This window comes from Pullulanibacillus pueri (genome assembly GCF_014639255.1).
Lineage (GTDB): Bacteria > Bacillota > Bacilli > Bacillales > Sporolactobacillaceae > Pullulanibacillus > Pullulanibacillus pueri.
Window position 1 is genome coordinate 18,365 of sequence record NZ_BMFV01000036.1, and the last position, 20,351, is coordinate 38,715.

The window sequence follows — 20,351 nt, forward strand, 5'->3', positions numbered from 1 at the left end:
ATCAATAGACTTAGGCTTCCCGGCACGGGAGAGCATCGAAAAGGAGCCCCACACTTCCAAAACGCGCACAAAAAGAAGCCTCCGGTCCACAAAAAAGTCCCGCATCGAATCATCCCTCCCTAATCATTTGATCAACTATAATCGATTAGTCATAACCAGCGACTTTTATCTTTTATCTATAAATTGTAAAGAAAAGCACACGTTTGTCGAAAATTATTTACAAGAAAAAGCCTTTACATAATTTGTTTTACCGATAAAATTAATTTTAACGATAAAATAAATTTAATCAGGGTGGGACTCACGATGGTTGAACAAGTAGAAGAAGTGGCCAATGCGCCATCACATGAAGGTCTATTTAGGAATTACAAATTCATTAGTCTATGGTTAGCGGGAGCGGTGTCTAGCTTCTCTTTATCTGTATATTTATTGTCTGAAGAATGGTATGTAGTCACAGGCTTGAACTTAGGATCTATGCTTGGCATTGTAATGATGGTCACTTTAATTCCACGGGTCATCTTCATGTTTGTTGGGGGGACACTATCTGATCGTATAGAGCGAAAAAAATTGCTTTTTCTCTCTGATTTTATTAGAGGGATTTTGGTGGGGCTCATGGCACTTTTAGTGTTTCTAGGCATCTTGAACATATGGGTACTCTTATTTTTTGCTTTTGCCTTCGGGAGTTTAGATGCTTTTTATTGGCCAGCGAATCGCTCCTTTCTTCCTTTTCTTGTCCATGAGGATCAACTGACACGGGCGAATTCGGTAATACAGGGAACCAATCAAATGCTGATGATGGCAGGGCCTGCTTTTGGGGCGGTTCTAATTCACTGGGTTGGTTTCAAGGGCGTTTTTGCCATTACAGCTCTTCTTTTACTTGTGGGGAGCCTTTTGAATTTAGCAATTAGAGAAACAGCTAAACCTAGAGCTAACGGTAAACAAGCCCCCCTTTCAATTTTTAAAGATTTTAAGGAAACCCTTGCTTATATTAAAACAGAGCCCTATTTAATAACCTCAATGGGAACGAGTATTGTTATAAATTTTCTATTATCTAGTCCTTTAAGTGTTGGATTACCTTTACTCGTGAAAAATGTCATGCATGGCAATTCGTATCACCTTAGTCTGATGGAAGGTGGCATTACTTTCGGAATGTTTTTGGGTGCAGTGATCGCAGGGGTCTTCAACTTTAAGAAAAAACGAGCGATCCTAAATCTATCGCTTATCGGGATTGACGCTATATTTATCTTTGGCCTAAGTGAGGTTGTTTCTTTGTGGGCTGGGGTGCTCTGTATTGTCTTTATCGGTCTCTTTATTGCTATAGGGAATGTTATTGGACCCGCTCTTTCGCAGTCCTATATTAAAAAAGAGCAAATGGGGCGGGTACAAAGCTTGATGAGCATGTCAAGTATGGGTCTGATGCCCCTTTCCTTTGCGCTTGTTTCCTGCTTACTTTCAGTGGGTCTTTCCATCTCCTTTTTGCTTGTTGCAAGTAGTATTCTTACTTTGATTTTTGTTGTCCTTGTTTTAGTTTTTGTCCGCTCACTTTGGCGAATTGATTGATGGTCTTGAGACTAGTCACGTAACCGAACTCGTGCTATGGTTAAAGAAGTATATGTTTAGGGTGGGTGAACACTTTTGACTGAATGGCGAATGGGCTCCTTAGAACTGATGAAAGTTCTATCAGATCCGAGAAGAATCCAGATATTAAATCTGGCGAAAGAACCGATTACGGTTAAACAAATAGCAGAAGCATTAGATGAAAAGCCATCCCGGCTTTATTATCATGTGAACAAGCTCGTTGAACTTGAGTTATTAAAGATTACTGAAACGAGGCAGACAGGTAATCTCGTTGAAAAATTCTATCGATCAGAACAAAATCTTTTCGTAAAGGGTGATATCCGCTTGCAGGCTGAAAATATCCCCTTTGCTCTGGAAAGTTTACAAAGGGCATTAATGCCAGGGATAAAACTTTATGAAAAGGCTCTGGAGAAGGTCAATGAACAATTAGGAGAAGGCGTTGAGGAAATTAAAAACTTTCCCTATCACATTTCCTTCAACTACTCGAGCGGGAGAATGACAGGGCAACAATGGCGTAGGGCAAATGCATTAGTCTTAAAAACGATTGGTGATGCGTCAGGAGAAAATTCAAACCCACCTGAGGGTTTTTTCCCCGAAGTGACCCACGATGAGGACGAAGAAGAGGGCACCTATCAGCATATTATCATTAGTTATCGGATTGAAGACGCGATAAAGCTCGGTTTAATCGATAGTGAAGAATAGATAAGAAAAACGTTTTTGTTTTTTCAGCATACGATAACGTAGGCAAATACCTAAATCGTTGCTGGGAGTGTGAAAACCATGGTAAGACATTTTTATGCCGGAAGTAATTCAAGTCTTGGTTTTTATTCATTATTTGATGACGTGTTGAAAGGTCTTAACCACCTTTATATTTTAAAAGGAGGCCCTGGCACAGGGAAATCAACCTTGATCAAAAATGCTGGGGCATTGTTTGAAGACAAAGGGTTAGAGGTGGATTATATTCACTGTTCTTCAGATGTGGATTCACTCGATGGTGTGATTGTTCCTAAGCTTAGTGTCGGCATTGTCGATGGAACGGCGCCTCACATTGTCGATCCAAAATATCCTGGCGTCATTGATAAGATTGTGGATTTAGGGAACTTTCGAGACGACGCGAAGCTCTTGTTGCATAAAGAAGAGATCATCCAACTCACGAATGACATCTCTACAGCTTTCTCTAATGCTTACCAATCATTTGCAGAGTCTAAAAGAATTCACGATGAACTTGAAGACATTTATATTGAAGCTCTTGACTTTGAAAAGGCAAATCAGGTGACGGAAGAGCTACGTGAACGATTTTTTTCTACAGAGAATGAAGGGGGTAAACCGGGCAAGCGTGCTGTTTACTTTTTTGGCGCCAATACGCCAAGTGGCCCTGTTCACTATTATGATAACTTAACGCAAAACTGTACGAAACGCGTGATTCTAAAGGGCAGAGCCGGAAGTGGAAAATCGACACTTTTAAAAAAGCTGGCGCGGGCGGCACAGGATGCAGGGTATGATGTGGACATTTACTACTGTTCCTTTGATCCCAACAGTGTCGATATGATTATAGTTCCAGAGCTTCAAGTGGCCATTTTTGATGGAACAGCACCTCACGAAATGGAACCGACGCGTCAAGGCGATGAAGTGGTCGATCTCTTTGAGCGTTGCATGGATACACGTGTGGAAAGTGATAAGAAAGTGGAAATAGAACGGGTAGAATCGGGCTATAAAACACAGATGCAGGAAGGGATTCGTCATTTGAAGCAAGCGAAAGCCTTACACGACAAATTAGAGGCTTTTTATGTTGAGGCGATGGACTTTACAGCTGTGAAACAAAAACAAGAGGCATTAATAGAAGAGATTCTTAACTTTTCATCGTCAAAAACGGTATGATTTAAACTAGCCATGCGAAATCGGCGGGCAGCACGCCTGTTCCTTGTTAAAGTACAGCAAAAATATTAGTACTATAGATACACCATCAGCAAGCGGGTTGATGGGGCGTGCGTTTTGAAGTAGGAATCAACACCTTATGGATAGCCAAAATGTTATACCTGCTTTCTACAGAAAATGGGCGGCAAAACCGCGTCACTTTATAGTGCCGCGGTTTTGTGCTGACAGAAAGTGTCGTCGGTATCGTTTTCTATTCAAAGAATTGGTCCATACTGTGACTAGACTTGTTTTTTTGCAGTTTTTTATATAAGTTATAAGAGGTTCAAAAATAGTTGACTTAAGAGCCAATAGGGATTGGGGTGAGGCTCATGGAATCTCAGATCACGGTCGATATCCGGCTAAAAAGTGAAATGAAAGCAGCCGATATGCCGTTAGAGAGGACCCTTTTACATACTAAAGGCCTATTAAATATTAAAGATGATGTTTATTATTTAAGATACCAAGAGGAAGTGGAGGGCGTAGGTAGCGCCCACCATACGATAAAAATTAAAGGCGATGAAGCTTTGATTTTAAGAAGGGGGCCAGTAGCCCTCAGGCAGCCTTTAAAATTAGGTGAATCTCTAGAGGGGACATATAAAAGCCCCGTAGGAAATATGCAGACTGTGACACACATGAATAAATGTCTCGTAAACTGGCAGGGAAGCAAAAAGAGTGGTTATTTTGTACTCGGCTATCAGCTGTCGATGCAGGGACAAGCCATTGGTCAATTCACACTGACCTTTAAGCTGAGGGAGGCAAAACAATGACAATCGTAGAAAAAGTAAAACAACAGCTGAAACATGAAATCAGACAAGCGGTGCTCTCCGCGGGATTAGCGGGAGAACTAGAAATTCCAGACGTTATTTTGGAAGTACCGAAAGAAAAATCTCATGGGGATTATGCAACAAATATGGCCATGCAATTAGCACGAATTGCAAAAAAAGCACCTAGACAAATCGCAGAAGACATCGCCAGTCACATTGATCGGGAAAAGGCGCATATCCAATCGATTGAGGTCGCAGGTCCTGGCTTTATTAACTTCTTTCTTGATACAAGCTATCTCACCACACTCATTCCAGAAATTTTACAGTCAAAGGATGGCTATGGGGCTTCGGACAAAGGTCAGGGGAAAAAGATTCAAATCGAATTTGTCTCAGCAAATCCTACCGGTAGCCTTCATTTAGGACATGCTCGTGGTGCAGCAGTGGGTGATGTATTAGTCAGAGTTTTAAACAAAGCAGGTTACGCCGCAAGCGGTGAGTATTATATTAATGACGCCGGGAATCAAATTGAAAATTTAGCCCGTTCGATTGAAGCCAGATATTTTCAAGCTCTTGGAGAAGAGCGAGAAGTTCCTGAAGATGGCTATCAAGGGAAAGATATCGTTGCCTTTGGTCAGGAATTAGCTAAAGAGCATGGAGACGGGATAGCGAAAATGGATGACGTTGAACGGATTGGGTTTCTCCGTCGTTTCGGTGTTGACCATTTAATTGCTGGTATCCGTGCAGACCTTGCCGATTTTCGTGTCGCCTTTGACGAATGGTTTTCGGAGTCAACGCTGTATACATCAGGTGAAATTACAGATACCTTGGAAAAATTAAAAGCAGGCGGTCATACGTATGAGGAAGATGGCGCATTATGGTTGCGGTCAACTGACTTTGGGGATGATAAGGATCGCGTGTTGATCAAATCAGACGGAACGTATACTTATCTCACCCCTGATATTGCCTATCACCGTAACAAGCTAGAAAGAGGATTTGACCGACTCATTAATGTATGGGGTGCCGACCATCACGGCTATATTCCGCGTATGAAAGCGGCCTTAGCAGCACTCGGTTATGACGCCGAACGCTTAGATGTGGTGATCATTCAACTCGTTAGCTTATTTAAAAATGGCGAAAAAGTGAAGATGAGCAAGCGGACAGGGAAGGCTGTCACCCTTCGCGAGTTGATGGAAGAGGTCGGAACTGATGCCATGCGCTATTTCTTTGCAATGCGTAGTTCAGATAGTCATTTAGATTTCGATATTGATCTCGCCCTTTCAAAGTCCAATGAGAACCCTGTTTTCTATGTTCAATATGCTCACGCCCGTATTTGCAGTATGTTGAAAAAGGCTGAAGGTTATGATCGTGAAGACTTTAATGGCTATACGTTTAAACACATCGATTCGGAAAAAGAGATTGAATTATTGAAGAAACTTGGCGAATTCCCAGAGGCGGTTGTGGAGGCTGCAGAACGCCTTGCACCCCAACGCTTAACTAATTATGTGTTTGAATTGGCTGCGGCTCTTCACAGTTTTTATAATGCAGAAAAGGTTATCGATGCTGAAGATCAAGAAAAAACAGCTGAACGTGTCGCTTTAATGAAGGCTGTAAAGATTACGTTGAAGAATGCAATGGAACTTATCGGTGTTCAGGCTCCAGAACAAATGTAGGTTCTGAGTCTAAACTCTTCCAACGATCATCCACAAGTTATACACAATTCAAACGTCCACAAAGCGCTTAAGCTCAGAGTGGGCGTTTTTTAATGGGCTTAAATAACAGAATTTTTCAAGTTATCCACTGATTATCCACATTATCCCCAAATGGCCTTAGTGTATAAGATTACATGGCCAGCGGGAGAATAGTGACATGAGATAGACAGTTACACAAAGTCGCTATTTATTGGGAACAAAAAGGGGGGATAGACTTGCCAGAGGTCGCAATGAGAGATGGCATTACATTGTATTACGAAGAGAAAGGTGGGGGCAACAAACCTCTTATTTTTATTCATCCCCCTTTGATGGGACATGTTGTGTTTAAATATCAATATGAGTTGAGCGGAGAATTTCGATGCTTTTTTTATGACTTGCGCGGTCATGGTAGAAGTGGGTATAACGACACGCCACATCTCCAAACTGAAGCGATATTGGAACGTCACACAAACGATCTCTTGGAACTGATCAATCATCTTGACTTGAAGCAGGTGACTCTTGTCGGTTACTCCGCAGCAGGTATGCTTGCTCTTCATTTTGCGATTAACTTTCCAGAGAGGGTTCACAGTTTAATTCTGTCTGGTGGTTTCCCGAAAGTGGATACATGGCTACTCAAACAACAATTTTATGTTGGTATTCAATTAATGAGGAGAAACAAAAGGGATTTTTTAGCAAAGGGTCTCGCCCTTTCACATAAATTGACTCTAGCTGATTTTAAAGAGCTATATCAATACGGTCAAAAGAGTCGTGTTCTTGAAGTTCAAGCTCTATATGAGGCGTATTTGCAGTATGATTGTACACCAGCCTTAGATTCCCTCACTGATATTCCTATCCTTATTCTTTATGGATCACTTAGCCGGCATATCCGCGCACATTATTCTCTTTTTCAAAGCAATCTGCCGACAGCGAAAATAGTGGTCATCGAAAAAGCCTTTCATGAGCTCCCTACGCGGTCACATTTGCTTTTCAATCATATTGTCCGTCAATTTTTGCGAGACATCGCTTGTGGATAGTGTGGATAATATACAAATAAAAAAGACCCTGTAGGGCCATCTTAAAAGGAAAGAAAGTATAAAATTTTTGGCCAGCAGAACAGTGTGGATCTCCACTCCAGAGCGCTCGCTTTCCTCATGCCCACACGACTATGGAAAGCTGCTAAGAGAATAATCCTCGCAAAAAATCGTGTTTTTACGATTTTTTGATGTGGGTAGGGTCGGCGTTCGACGCACCATCGGGGTCCTCGAAAAGTGATTTTTACTTTTTGGGGTGGTAATCGGGGTCCCCGAAAAGTGATTTTTACTTTTTGGGGTGGTTGAGGTGCTAGCTTCGACGTTGTCACACGGACGTGACGTTTTTAGCCGATCGTCCTTAGTGGCCTCAGCTCATTTTGGAATGGATGAATGGTGTTCCAAAATGGATCTTCGGACGCGTGCTATTCCCGAAGGAGTCTCGCGTCTTCCGATCCAATCAACTGAGTTTGCTGACGCTGCCTATTGGTAAAAGACTTTTCAATGTCTAAACGAGGAGCGGGCATGCTTTTCGTTAGGTTTTTCTTAGTTGCTCTCATGCTTTACAAAAGAGGTGCAAGCGGAAGTGAGAGCTGTGTTTTGACTTTTTCAATAAGAGGGCGCTTCTTGAGATCATCATAAGTGAATGTCATGGAGCGCCGAATATCCTCCTTAGTCATTTTCTCAATTTCAGAAATAAGTTTTTTGTCATAAATAAAGCCACTCATTTCATCGTTCCAGAGAAAACTCCGTTGATCAAAATTGGCTGTTCCCATATAGCAGCTGACATCATCCACAATAAACACTTTTGCATGGTAAAAGCCTTGATAAAAGTGATAGACTTTAGCCCCATGTTTTAATAATGGACCGAGGTAGTGGTAGGATACAGGACGCACAAAGGGATGATCCTTCCTTAAGGGCAGAAGTATAGTCACATCAACGTTTCGTTTCAAGAGCTCTAAAAGCGCTTTTTGCAATCCCTTAGTGGGAATATAGTAAGCTGTCCCAATAAACACATGCTTTTGAGCACGGGAAAGGTGGTCAATAAAAAGAGATTCAAGGCCAACGCCGGCAGTCGGAATGATCTTCATCTCATAGTGGCCACGTTCTAATTTGGGGTAATATACATCTCCTGTTATCTGAGTTTTGTTTGCTTTGTTCCAGTGAGATAAAAATTGATCTTGAAGATCTTTGACGCCCCCACCTTCAATTTTGAGGTGATAATCACGCCAGTCACCCATATCGGTCTTCTTGCCCAGGTACTCGTCTCCAATGTTAAAACCACCAAAATAGCCAGTCTTTCCATCAATCACCACTGTTTTGTGGTGATTGCGCCGATTTAAGGCGTAGATAGTAAAAGGAAAGTAGAGCTTGGCCGTATATGCAAATTGAATTTGAGCAGCTTCTAATTTTTTCCGGGCCTTTTTAGGAAATCCCTTGCTTCCTATGGCATCTAATAATAGTCGCACCTCTACGCCTCTATTAGCATGCTTGATAAGAGCTTCAATCATTTCCTTGCCAATTTGATCGTATCTAAAAATAAAAAAAGCAAGATGAATATGATGCTGAGCACCCTCCATGTCCCTTTTTAGAGCATCCATAAAGCGGTGACCATCATTAAACATCGCGACATTACTCCAACGTGCAGAAGGTGAAGGAGCTTGAGTCTTGCCAATACCTTTTTTAAAAGCAATTACAACGTCTAAAATGGCAGCGAATAGAATAAAAATGATAACAACAAGGATAGTCCCAATTGTCAGTAGTATAGGCAAACGGATCTCCTCCTTTACCAACTATCATGCCCCAAACTAAGGCTAAATACAAATAAGTGACTTATCCACAGAACCCACAAGGTTTATCCACAGTTTACACAGGGGAAGAGTTTTGAATTTAATAAATGCTTTAATAAGGATCGGGCATCACTTTGCCCCGTTTTTCTAAAAAAAAATAATGACTGAATGCTCATTCATTATTTAAAATGTGTTATAATAGGGTCAGAAATTTTTATTCTTTCAGAAATGTAAATGCTTACATCGGTTTTGTCCCGTGCCACAGCATTCATTTAAGCTTACATGTTAGGAGGCAGAGGCGTTTATGGATAGTTTATTATTGATCAATTGGCTCGTGTTTCTCATCGTGGTGGGCTATGGCATTTATCTCATGGCTCATGTTATTAAGACAAGAATTACATTTATTCGCCTGGGGAAAAAGGCGGAATGGGATCAGACCCTCAAGGAAAGACTCCAAGCTGTACTGATTAATGTCTTTGGACAGAAAAAGTTACTAAAGGATAAAAAAAGTGGAACCATTCACGTGATGATGTTCTATGGTTTTATTCTCGTCCAGTTTGGTGCAATAGATTTAATTTGGAAAGGGTTGGCACCAGGTTCACATTTGCCTTTTGGTCCTGTCTATCCTGCTTTTAAGTTCCTTCAAGAGTTGGTTACCTTAATGATTATTGTGGCTGTTGTTTGGGCCTTTTACAGACGGTATATCGAGAAGTTAGTGCGACTCAAAAGAGGCTTTAAAGCGGGGCTCGTTCTTTTGTTTATTGGTGGTTTAATGGCTTCTGTTCTTTTAGCCAATGGCTTTGAAGTGATCTGGCTTCAAGACGATTATACTTGGACAGCACCTTTGGCGACAGCCGTTGCCTATATTTTTCAGGGACTCCCCATTGTCGCTGCGAAAGTGTTATTTTATGTTTTTTGGTGGGCTCATTTGCTTATTCTTTTAAGCTTTGCGATCTATGTTCCGCAATCAAAGCATGCCCATCTCTTATTTGGCCCTGCGAATGTTTTTCTCGGTCGGACCCATAAGGTCGGGCGTCTCAAAGCGATTGACTTCGAAGATGAAAGTCAAGAAACTTTTGGCGTTAATAAAATTGAGGATTTTCAGCAAAGTCAGCTGTTAGATCTCTACGCTTGTGTTGAATGTGGGCGCTGTACAAATATGTGTCCAGCAACAGGAACAGGAAAAATGCTTTCACCGATGGATTTGATTGTAAAGCTCCGTGACCATCTGACTGAATATGGCGCATCCGTCACTTCAAGAACACCTTGGATGCCGGCCTATGCCTTTTCTAACACTAAAGCGAACCAAATGGCCTTCGCGTCAGCTCATCACCAACAAGAAACAGCAGCCACAGGTGATGCTTTTGCAGGTGGGATTATCGGCAATGTGATTACAGAAGAAGAAATATGGGCCTGCACGACTTGCCGTAACTGCGAAGATCAATGCCCTGTCATGAATGAGCATGTTGATAAAATTATGGATCTCAGACGTTATCTGGTCCTTACAGAAGGTAAAATGGATGCCGATCAGCAAAGGGCGATCACCAGTATTGAGCGTCAAGGTAATCCCTGGGGTCTTAATCGTAAGGAACGTGAAAATTGGCGTGAGGGCCGTGACGATATTGAGGTCAAAACGGTGAAGGAAGTTGAAAAAGCCGGCGAGAGTTTTGAATTCCTTTTCTGGGTCGGCTCGATGGGCTCCTATGATAACCGCAGTCAAAAAATTGCCATGTCCTTAGCGAAGATTATGAATGAGGCCGGAGTTTCTTTTGCGATCTTAGGTAACAAAGAAAAGAATTCAGGAGATACCCCTAGAAGGATTGGGAATGAATTCTTATTCCAAGAGCTTGCACAAAAAAATATCGAAACCTTCAAGAAGCACGGGGTGAAAAAGATTATTACGGCTGATCCCCATGCCTATAATACATTTAAAAATGAATATCCGGAATTTGGCCTTGAAGATGTTGAGGTTTATCATCATACAGAGCTAATTGACCGTTGGATAAAAGAAGGGCGTATTAAGCCTAAATATCGCGTAGAGGAACGGATTACTTATCACGATTCTTGCTATCTCGGACGTTATAATGAAATTTATGATCCGCCACGTGAAATTCTCCAAGCGATTCCAGGTGTCGAACTTGTAGAAATGGAGCGTAATCGCGAAACTGGAATGTGCTGTGGTGCTGGTGGTGGCATGATGTGGACAGAGGAGAAGACGGGCAGCCGAATCAATGTGGCCCGAACAGAGCAGGCCCTGGAGGTTCATCCGTCGATCATCAGCAGTGCATGCCCTTACTGCTTAACGATGATGTCAGACGGGACAAAAGCGAAGGAAGCCGACGATCGCGTCCAAACGCTTGATATTGTAGAAATTGTTGAACGGTCACTTGTGCCTCCAGTAGAAACTGAACAGGCCGGATAATGAAACCAAGCGGCTCTCGCATAGTAAGGCTGTGAGAGCCGAAAATAATATCCGTTTAAAAATAACGATTCTATTAATCTTTTGATTGCGGTCCAACAATGATTTGTTGTTTAAATATCTTTATAGATATTTTGATTAGACTTTTTCTAGAAGATGGCTGCTGCACGGAGACATGAGTTTTAGGAAGTCGAAGGAAATGGCGTTGTAACGGATAGGGTGGCTGGAGCGGATAATGTAGGATTTCCGCTCCAGGTCGCTCGCTTTCCTCATGCCCACACGACTAAGGATAAGAGGCTCACCAGCCGCCCGCGGATAGCGGAGCGTACTTCCGTAGCGTCAATAACATCGCAATCTATATCAAAAGCGACAAATGGTGTGATTTTAGCCAAAAAGACTCGATCAATTGCTTACGAAAGTATTTTGCTTGAGCAACAATAAGAAAAAGCCACTAAAAGGGCTAAAAACTGAGCGAGCGTTCAATCAGTTCAGGTTTTCTGTTATAATAATGTAAACGCTTACTAAAAAGAGGTGTAGAGATGAAAAGAACAGTGATAACGGCAGCGGCAAGGACTCCTTTTGGGAAATTTGGGGGCGGTCTTAGTTCTTTATCAGCCATAGAACTTGGAGGTCAAGTGATTAAAGCGGTTAAAGAGAGAGCAGGAATTGATGGAGAGGCTGTGGATGAGGTGATCATGGGCATGGTTCTGCAAGGAGGGCAGGGGCAAATTCCCTCCCGACAGGCAGCACAAAAAGCAGGGTTACCCTGGTCCGTTAAAACAGAAACCATTAATAAAGTGTGCGCCTCAGGGCTCCGCAGTGTGACCTTAGGGGACCAGATTATTCGTGCGGGAGATGCCCAGGTCATTATTGCAGGGGGCATGGAATCGATGAGTCATGCGCCATACATACTCCCTAATGCCCGCTGGGGGTATCGCATGGGTGATCAACAGGTGGTTGATTTAATGGTACATGACGGGCTGACGTGTGCCTTTAATGGTGTCCATATGGGGATTTACGGCAGTAATACTGCTGAGAAGCACGGTATTTCTCGACTCGAGCAAGATCAATGGGCACTCAGAAGTCATCAGCGAGCGGCAGCGGCCATTGATTCGGGTAAATTCTCTGAAGAAATTATTCCCGTCGAAGTGCCACAGCGAAAAGGTGACCCGCGCGTGGTTTCAACAGATGAAGCGGTGAGGAGAGACACCACCCTAGAAAAGTTACAGCGCTTAAAACCAGCGTTCAGTCAGGACGGGACAGTCACTGCGGGCAACGCACCAGGCGTCAATGATGGTGCAGGCGCCTTTGTCTTAATGGACGAGGCGGTGGCAGCCGATCAAGGGAAAGAAGTGCTTGCTACTATATTAGGACACACCGCGATAGCCGTGGAGGCAAAAGATTTTCCGGAAACACCAGGACTCGTTATTCGTGAACTTTTGAAGAAAACAGGGAAAACCCTTGCAGATATTGATTTATTTGAAATCAATGAAGCCTTTGCGGCAGTGGCACTAACGTCACAGAAACTGGTCGGCATCGATCCGGAAAAAATCAATGTCAATGGCGGTGCAGTGGCCTTGGGTCATCCCATTGGTGCAAGTGGTGCCCGTATCTTAATGACGCTTATTTATGAATTAAAACGGCGAGGTGGTGGCCTTGGGATGGCTTCAATCTGTAGTGGCGGTGGCCAAGGGGATGCCATCCTCATTCAAGTTTAAATTTCATACACCACAATGTATAACTTAGTGGAAGACCTTATAAGTGTAACTTAGACTTTATTGCTGTTAAGTCTTGGCAACACCCTTAGGATGTGAGTGCGACATCACGAACATCAGGGGTGTGCTTAAGAAAGTGGTGGAGTATAAGCCAAGTTTTCTGAGGAGGGAAAATAACGATGGACTATAATATCAATCGCGTATTGGTTATTGGTGCAGGACAAATGGGGGCAGGGATTGCTCAAGTGTTTGCCCAGTCGGGTTTTTCGGTCTTTCTTCACGACAATAGTGAGGATGCCTTGGATAAGGCAATGGAAAGTATTAAGAAGCGCTTAGAGCGCGAGGAATCGAAGGGCCGCCTAACCACGGAGAACAAAATGACAGCGCTTAATCATATGGAAAAGCTAGTGAACTTGGCAGAGGCCACGAACATTGACTTAGTGGTGGAAGCCGTCACGGAAAATATTCATGTGAAATCAGAGATTTTTAAGACACTTGATCGTTTAATGCCAGCGAAAACGATCTTAGCGACAAATACGTCTTCACTTCCAATTACAGAAATCGCAGCCGTCACAAACCGACCGGAACAAGTCATTGGTATGCATTTTATGAATCCCGTTCCTGTCATGAAATTAGTGGAAGTCATTCGTGGATTGGCCACACATGATGCGGTCTTTAAAGCTGTGCAACACACCGCGCAATCACTGAATAAAACGGCGGTAGAAGTCAATGATTTTCCAGGTTTTGTATCCAATCGCGTCCTCATGCCGATGATCAATGAAGCGATTTATACTGTCTATGAAGGCGTGGCTACCCCTGAGGCGGTGGATGAGGTGATGAAGCTGGGGGCGAACCATCCGATGGGACCGCTGACTTTAGCGGACTTTATTGGCTTGGACACTTGCCTCTATATTATGGAAGTCCTGCACGAGGGCTTAGGTGATGATAAATATCGCCCCTGTCCGCTATTACGAAAGTATGTCAAAGCAGGTTGGTTAGGGAAGAAGACTGGTAAAGGCTTCTATCAATACGCCTAAGGAGGAATGAAGTGCCATGGACTTTCATTTGAATGAAGAACAGCACATGATGCGGCAGATGGTGCGTGACTTTGCCAAAAAAGAAGTGGCGCCTGTGGTTCGAGAAATGGAAGTAACGGATCAGTTTCCTTTAAGCCTTGTCAAAAGGATGGGTGAAATAGGGTTATTAGGTATCCCAATTCCTGAGCGATATGGCGGGTCGGGTATGGATGTGCTCTCTTATATCTTAACAATTGAAGAACTGTCTAAGGTCAGTCCAACGCTCGGTGTTATTTTGTCTGTTCATACATCAGCAGGGACCAATCCTATTCTTTACTTTGGTCATGAAGATCAAAAGCAAAAATACATCCCGAGACTCGCAAATGGTGAATACATTGGGGCCTTTGCTGTGACGGAGTCTAGTGTAGGCTCTGACGCGGCTAGCTTGCAAACACGAGCGAGGCGAGAAGGGAATCATTATATCCTCAATGGCTCTAAAATGTTCATCACGAATGGATCAGTAGCCGATACATTTATTGTGTTTGCCAAAACAGCTCCTGATAAAGGAGGGCGTGGCATAAGTGCTTTCATCGTTGAACGCCAAACGGCAGGTCTTACGATTGGAAAAGCGGAACGCAAGATGGGACTGCATGGATCCAGTTCGGTGCCTTTGATCTTTGATGAGGTTAAGGTCCCTGTTGAAAATCGTTTGGGAGAAGAGGGGCAAGGTTTTAAAGTTGCCATGACAACCTTGAACATTGGACGCATTGGCATTGCTGCTCAGGCCTTGGGGATTGCTGAGGGTGCTTATGAACACGCGCTGGACTATGCTAATCAAAGAAAACAGTTTGGCAAACCTTTAATCAAGCATCAAGGCATTGGCTTTAAGCTTGCTGATCTTGCCACGGGGATTGAAGCCGCACGTTTATTGGTTTATCAGGCAGCCGATTTAGTCATGCGCGGTGAATCGTGTTCGAAGGAAGCCTCGATGGCTAAGCTATTTGCCTCACAAACGGCTGTGAAAACAGCGATAGAAGCTGTTCAAGTGTTTGGTGGCTATGGCTACACTGAGGATTATCCAGTGGAGCGCTATTTCCGTGATGCCAAAATCACGGAAATTTATGAGGGGACGAGTGAAATTCAACGCATTGTTATTAGCAAACAACTTTTAAAATAAAGAGACATAAGGGGAGAAGACCATGCAGTTTAAACTAAGCGATGAGCATGACATGTTGAGAAAAACCGTGAGGGAATTTGCTTTAAAAGAAGTGGCGCCTACCGCAAGTGAGCGGGATGAGGATGAGCGCTTTGATCGTGCTATCTTTGATAAGATGGCTGAATTAGGGCTCGCGGGTATTCCTTGGCCAGAAAATTATGGCGGCATTGGCATGGACTACTTAGGCTATGTTATTGCCGTCGAAGAGCTCTCGAGAGTATGTGCGTCGACAGGGGTGACCCTTTCAGCACATACGTCATTAGCAAGCTGGCCTCTCTATAAATTTGGTAACGAAGAACAGAAGCAAAAGTTTTTGAAGCCGCTGGCGCTAGGAGAAAAAATTGGTGCTTATGGGCTGACAGAACCAGGATCAGGATCGGATGCTGGGGCAATGAAGACCACCGCTAAACGAGAGGGGGACCATTACGTCCTCAATGGAACAAAAATTTTCACAACAAATGGCGGGGAAGCTGAAATCTACATTGTTATCGCCATGACAGATCCAACAAGTAAGCATAAAGGTTCGAGTGCTTTTATTGTGGAAAAAGGCACCCCAGGGTTCACCTTTGGAAAGAAAGAGAAAAAGCTGGGTATTCGTTCATCTCCGACCCTAGAGCTCAGTTTTGATGAGTGTCAGATTCCTAAAGAAAACTTGCTTGGTGAAGAAGGAGAAGGGTTTAAGATTGCCATGATGACACTGGATGGTGGCCGTAATGGGATCGCTGCACAGGCTGTAGGTATAGCGCAAGGTGCCCTCGACGCCGCTACCGCTTATGCAAAGGAACGTAAGCAATTTGGAAAACCTATTGGTCTTCATCAAGGGGTGGGCTTTAAATTAGCGGACATGGCAACGAAAGTAGAAGCCGCTAGACTTTTAACCTATCAAGCGGCCTGGCTCGAAAGTGAGGGACTTCCTTATGGGAAGGCGTCGGCGATGTCGAAGCTTTTTGCTGGAGATACTGCTATGGAAGTAACGACAGAGGCCGTCCAAGTGTTTGGCGGCTATGGTTACACAAAGGATTATCCTGTAGAGCGCTACATGCGCGATGCAAAAATCACACAAATTTATGAGGGGACTAACGAAATCCAAAGATTGGTGATTTCAAGATTTTTACTCAAGGATTGACCTCTTAGGATAGATCATTTAACAGGAAGGAGGGGGCTATCATGACAAAGAAAGTGAAAACATCCGTTAAAAATACCTCGCTGATTGAGATGAGGCGGGAACAGATGATAAAGGCTGCCGTTGCCCTATTTACGGAAAAAGGCTTCCACAGAACGACAACTAGAGAGATCGCTCAAGCATCCGGCTTTAGTATTGGGACCTTATATGAATATATCCGTTCAAAAGAGGATGTCTTATTTTTGGTCTGTGATGATATCTATAACAAATTTAAGGACCGGCTGGAGGAAAGCTTTAGGCAACAAGGGCGGGGTCTCGAGGGTCTTAGACGTGCTATATTGGATTGCGTGAAAGTCATGGATGAAATGCAAGATGAAGTTCTCGTCATGTACCAGGAAGCCAAATCACTTTCTAAAGATGCCCTTCCCTACGTGCTAAATAAAGAAATGGAAATGGTAAAGCTGATTGAAAGACTGCTTGAGCATTGTGCTACAGAGGGGCAGCTCCTGTTGTCGAAGGAGGACATCCGTTTTTATGGCCATCATATTCTTGTGCAATGCCAGATGTGGGCCTTCCGGCGTTGGGGGCTACGGAAAACCTTTACCCGAGAAGCCTTTGCGGACGCTTTAGCGGATGCAGTGACAACAAGCTTATCGACAAAGGTGCTTTCTGAAAAAATATAAAAAGAGAGGGGTTCAAATCACGTGGCTAATCAACTCTATCACCCAAAAAATCATGTGCGTTTTGTGACGGCTTCGAGTCTATTTGATGGTCATGACGCCTCGATAAATATTATGAGGCGGATTTTACAGCAAGGGGGAGCAGAAGTCATTCACTTGGGTCACAATCGCTCAGCTCAAGAGGTTATCCAAGCCGCAATCCAAGAGGATGTTCAGGGGATTGCGATCTCTTCTTATCAAGGCGGTCACCTGGAATATTTTAAGTATATGTATGACCTCTTGCAGGAAAAGGGCGCCGGACATATTCGAATTTATGGTGGTGGCGGTGGGGTCATCATTCCTAGTGAAATCCAGGAGCTTCATGATTATGGCATTGCCCGTATATTCTCACCGGAGGATGGCCGCAAGTATGGGCTTGAAGGTATGATTAGTATCATGCTAGAGGAATGCGACTTTCCTACAGTAACCAAGTTAGAAAGTGAATTAGAAGAAGTGGTGAAGGGAGAGGCCCGTGCGATTGCCCGCTTAATTACTGCTGTTGAGAATAGTGAGGAAGTGAAAGAAGTTTCAGCCGCTTTGGAAGCGCTTCATTCTGAGGGGGATAAAGGCACACGGACGCCTGTCCTTGGGATTACAGGGACAGGAGGAGCTGGGAAAAGTTCTTTGACCGATGAACTTGTACGGCGCTTTTTGATGCAATACCCTGATAAAAGATTAGCGATTTTGTCTATCGACCCAACGAAACAAAAGACAGGTGGGGCCCTTCTTGGCGATCGTATCCGTATGAATGCCATTCATAATCCTCGAGTCTATATGCGTTCGCTTGCTACTCGCCAATCAAAAACTGAGCTCTCTTTGGCCATTCGCGATGCCCTTGCTGTTGTTCAAAAAGCGCCCTTTGATTTGATTATCATTGAAACTAGTGGGATAGGCCAAGGGGATGCGGAGATTACGGATATTTCCGATGTCGCGATGTATGTGATGACCAGTGAATATGGCGCTCCTTCGCAATTAGAGAAGATCGATATGATTGATTTTGCTGATCTGATTGCCATTAATAAATTTGATCGTAAAGGGTCTGAGGATGCTTTGCGCGATGTGCGCAAGCAGTATCAACGCAGTCATCTTCTGTTTGATCGCTCTCCTGAAGAGATGCCCATCTATGGTACCATTGCTAGTCAATTTAACGATGCTGGCATGAACCAGCTTTTTGGGGCCCTTATTAATAAGATACAGGAAGTTACAAAGAAAGAGTGGCCGCTCCCAGCGGTGGGTGAGTTAACCGTCAAAAAGGAGAGCGTTGTGATTCCGCCTGACCGCACCCATTATCTTAATGAAATTGTAAAAACCATACGCACTTATCAGACCTTTGTGTCAGAGCAAGTGAAGATTGCTCGCCGTGCTTTTCAGCTCAATGGCACTATCGAAGCCTTAAAAGAAGAGGCAGAGCCTGATGAGGGGCATCTCAACTATTTAGAGAACTTGAAAGCGAAGACGCTCGACCAGCTTGCTCCTGAATCACGGAAGATTTTAGCCGGGTGGGAAGCGCTCAAACAAAAATATAGTAAAAAGACATTCAATGTAAAGGTCCGTGATAAAGACATTGTCACTGAATTAACAACACGAACCTTATCCGGTTTAGAGATTCCAAAAGTGGCGTTACCTAAATATGAAGATTGGGGAGAAATTCTCCAATGGGTTTATAAAGAAAACGTGCCGGGTTCGTTTCCTTATACTGCTGGGGTATTTCCGTTTAAAAGAAAAGGCGAAGACCCCAAACGGCAATTTGCAGGCGAGGGAACACCTGAAAGGACGAACCGCAGATTTCACTATCTTTCAAAAGATGATGAAGCCAAGCGCCTGAGCACAGCCTTTGACTCGGTGACCTTATATGGAGAAAACCCTGATCGCAGACCGGACATCTACGGCAAGGTGGGCGAAAGTGGTGTGAGCATTTGTACACTTGAGGATATGAAAAAGCTCTATGATGGCTTTGACCTTTGTGCTCCGTCCACCTCAGTTTCAATGACCATTAATGGACCTGCTCCGATTATTTTAGCGATGTTTATGAATACTGCGATTGATCAACAATTACAAAGATTTGAGAGGGAGCAGAATAGAAAGCCCAGTGATAAGGAAGCACAGGAAATCAAGGCATGGACTTTAGCAACTGTGCGTGGAACCGTCCAGGCCGATATTTTAAAGGAGGATCAAGGACAAAATACGTGTATTTTTTCAACAGAATTTGCGCTGCGGTTGATGGGGGATATTCAACAATATTTTATTGATCATAAAGTACGCAATTATTATTCTGTGTCGATTTCGGGTTACCACATCGCTGAGGCAGGGGCGAATCCAATTTCTCAGCTGGCTTTTACTTTAGCCAATGGGTTCACTTATGTGGAATATTATCTCAGTCGCGGGATGGCGATTGACGATTTTGCACCGAACCTCTCATTTTTCTTTTCAAATGGTTTGGATGCAGAGTATACCGTCATTGGCCGTGTGGCACGGCGCATTTGGGCGACAGTGATGAAAAATAAATATGGCGCAAATGCGCGCAGTCAGAAGCTAAAATATCATATCCAAACATCCGGGCGATCCTTACATGCTCAAGAAATCAACTTTAACGATATCCGTACGACCCTACAAGCTCTTATGGCTGTCTATGATAACTGTAACTCTCTTCATACCAATTCATATGATGAAGCCATCACGACACCTTCTGAAGAATCAGTGCGTAGGGCGATGGCGATCCAAATGATCATTTCAAAAGAACTGGGCTGGGCAAAAAATGAAAATCCTTTACAAGGGGCCTTTATTATTGATGAATTGACTGACCTTGTAGAAGAGGCAGTCCTCGCAGAATTTGATCGTTTGAATTCCCGTGGAGGCGTTTTAGGTGCGATGGAGGTCATGTACCAAAGAGGCCGCATTCAAGAGGAGTCCATGCTTTATGAAATGAAAAAGCATAGTGGTGAACTGCCAATTATAGGTGTGAACACATATATTAATCCTAATGGACATGAAGAAGAAATGGAATTAGAGCTTGCCCGAGCAACAAAAGAGGAAAAGGAGGCTCAAATCAAGCATCTGCAAGCCTTTAAAGCGAAACATCAAGAGCAAGTAGGCGAAGCACTTATGAAGCTCAAAAAAGTGGCTTTGGGAGGTGGCAATATTTTTGCGGAGTTAATGGAGACCGTTAAAGTCGCCAGTCTTGGCGAAATAACCAAGGCCCTTTATGAAGTTGGCGGACAATATCGCAGAAATATGTAAAAAAGGTCAGGAAAGCCTTGCTTAATTTGCGATAACCTATTATCTTATAGAGTGAGAGGCGACAGGCATTCCCTCTTGCTCTTTTACATATGTAAGGGATGCCTTTTCTCTGGTCAAAGCAGTCTATTTATGCTAATGTTTTATTTT

General features: G+C 43.5%; 15 protein-coding genes. 14 read left to right on the forward strand and 1 reads right to left on the reverse strand.

Annotated elements, in window-relative coordinates; genetic code table 11:
• The first annotated feature begins 303 nt into the window (after nucleotides 1-303).
• The 7 genes from IEV91_RS17760 (at nucleotide 304) to IEV91_RS17790 (ending at nucleotide 7,462) form a co-directional block, all read left to right on the forward strand.
• A complete protein-coding gene (locus IEV91_RS17760; protein WP_188498779.1) occupies nucleotides 304-1,557 on the forward strand; it encodes an MFS transporter in 1,254 nt (417 codons plus the stop codon).
• Nucleotides 1,558-1,632: 75 nt separating this feature from the next.
• Nucleotides 1,633-2,277, forward strand: a complete 645-nt coding sequence (locus IEV91_RS17765; protein ID WP_229745642.1) for an ArsR/SmtB family transcription factor — start codon at nucleotides 1,633-1,635, stop codon at nucleotides 2,275-2,277.
• A gap of 78 nt (nucleotides 2,278-2,355) precedes the next feature.
• The gene (locus IEV91_RS17770; protein ID WP_188498780.1) at nucleotides 2,356-3,453 is read left to right on the forward strand and encodes a PRK06851 family protein; all 1,098 of its coding nucleotides are present in this window, start codon (nucleotides 2,356-2,358) and stop codon (nucleotides 3,451-3,453) included.
• A 365-nt stretch (nucleotides 3,454-3,818) separates the two neighbouring features.
• On the forward strand, nucleotides 3,819-4,256 hold the full coding sequence (locus tag IEV91_RS17775; RefSeq protein WP_188498781.1) for a YwiB family protein: 438 nt from the start codon (nucleotides 3,819-3,821) through the stop codon (nucleotides 4,254-4,256).
• Entirely contained in the window at nucleotides 4,253-5,923 is a 1,671-nt protein-coding gene (gene argS, locus IEV91_RS17780; protein ID WP_188498782.1) for an arginine--tRNA ligase, read from the forward strand. Before IEV91_RS17775 ends, argS begins: the two co-directional genes overlap by 4 nt.
• Before the next feature lie 254 nt (nucleotides 5,924-6,177).
• Nucleotides 6,178-6,975: an alpha/beta fold hydrolase gene (locus IEV91_RS17785; protein ID WP_188498783.1), complete on the forward strand. Its 798-nt coding sequence runs from the start codon at nucleotides 6,178-6,180 to the stop codon at nucleotides 6,973-6,975.
• Between the two features lie 304 nt (nucleotides 6,976-7,279).
• Nucleotides 7,280-7,462: a hypothetical protein gene (locus IEV91_RS17790; protein WP_188498784.1), complete on the forward strand. Its 183-nt coding sequence runs from the start codon at nucleotides 7,280-7,282 to the stop codon at nucleotides 7,460-7,462.
• A gap of 70 nt (nucleotides 7,463-7,532) precedes the next feature.
• Here IEV91_RS17790 and cls read toward each other — a convergent pair whose 3' ends face one another.
• Nucleotides 7,533-8,741, reverse strand: coding sequence for a cardiolipin synthase (cls, locus tag IEV91_RS17795; RefSeq protein WP_188498785.1), 1,209 nt, complete (start codon nucleotides 8,739-8,741; stop codon nucleotides 7,533-7,535).
• Nucleotides 8,742-9,063: 322 nt separating this feature from the next.
• Here cls and IEV91_RS17800 point away from each other — a divergent pair, with 322 nt between their 5' ends.
• The 7 genes from IEV91_RS17800 (at nucleotide 9,064) to icmF (ending at nucleotide 20,204) form a co-directional block, all read left to right on the forward strand.
• Nucleotides 9,064-11,181, forward strand: coding sequence for a (Fe-S)-binding protein (locus IEV91_RS17800; RefSeq protein WP_188498786.1), 2,118 nt, complete (start codon nucleotides 9,064-9,066; stop codon nucleotides 11,179-11,181).
• Between the two features lie 536 nt (nucleotides 11,182-11,717).
• Nucleotides 11,718-12,896, forward strand: a complete 1,179-nt coding sequence (locus IEV91_RS17805) for an acetyl-CoA C-acetyltransferase (RefSeq protein WP_188498787.1) — start codon at nucleotides 11,718-11,720, stop codon at nucleotides 12,894-12,896.
• A 176-nt stretch (nucleotides 12,897-13,072) separates the two neighbouring features.
• A complete protein-coding gene (locus tag IEV91_RS17810) occupies nucleotides 13,073-13,930 on the forward strand; it encodes a 3-hydroxybutyryl-CoA dehydrogenase (RefSeq protein ID WP_188498788.1) in 858 nt (285 codons plus the stop codon).
• A 16-nt stretch (nucleotides 13,931-13,946) separates the two neighbouring features.
• The gene (locus IEV91_RS17815; RefSeq protein WP_188498789.1) at nucleotides 13,947-15,086 is read left to right on the forward strand and encodes an acyl-CoA dehydrogenase; all 1,140 of its coding nucleotides are present in this window, start codon (nucleotides 13,947-13,949) and stop codon (nucleotides 15,084-15,086) included.
• A 22-nt stretch (nucleotides 15,087-15,108) separates the two neighbouring features.
• Entirely contained in the window at nucleotides 15,109-16,251 is a 1,143-nt protein-coding gene (locus IEV91_RS17820) for an acyl-CoA dehydrogenase (protein ID WP_188498790.1), read from the forward strand.
• 41 nt (nucleotides 16,252-16,292) lie between these two features.
• On the forward strand, nucleotides 16,293-16,931 hold the full coding sequence (locus tag IEV91_RS17825; protein WP_188498791.1) for a TetR/AcrR family transcriptional regulator: 639 nt from the start codon (nucleotides 16,293-16,295) through the stop codon (nucleotides 16,929-16,931).
• Nucleotides 16,932-16,952: 21 nt separating this feature from the next.
• Nucleotides 16,953-20,204 carry a fused isobutyryl-CoA mutase/GTPase IcmF gene (gene icmF, locus IEV91_RS17830; RefSeq protein ID WP_188498792.1) on the forward strand — a complete coding sequence of 1,084 codons (3,252 nt, stop codon included), beginning with the start codon at nucleotides 16,953-16,955 and terminating at the stop codon, nucleotides 20,202-20,204.
• Nucleotides 20,205-20,351: the final 147 nt, after the last annotated feature.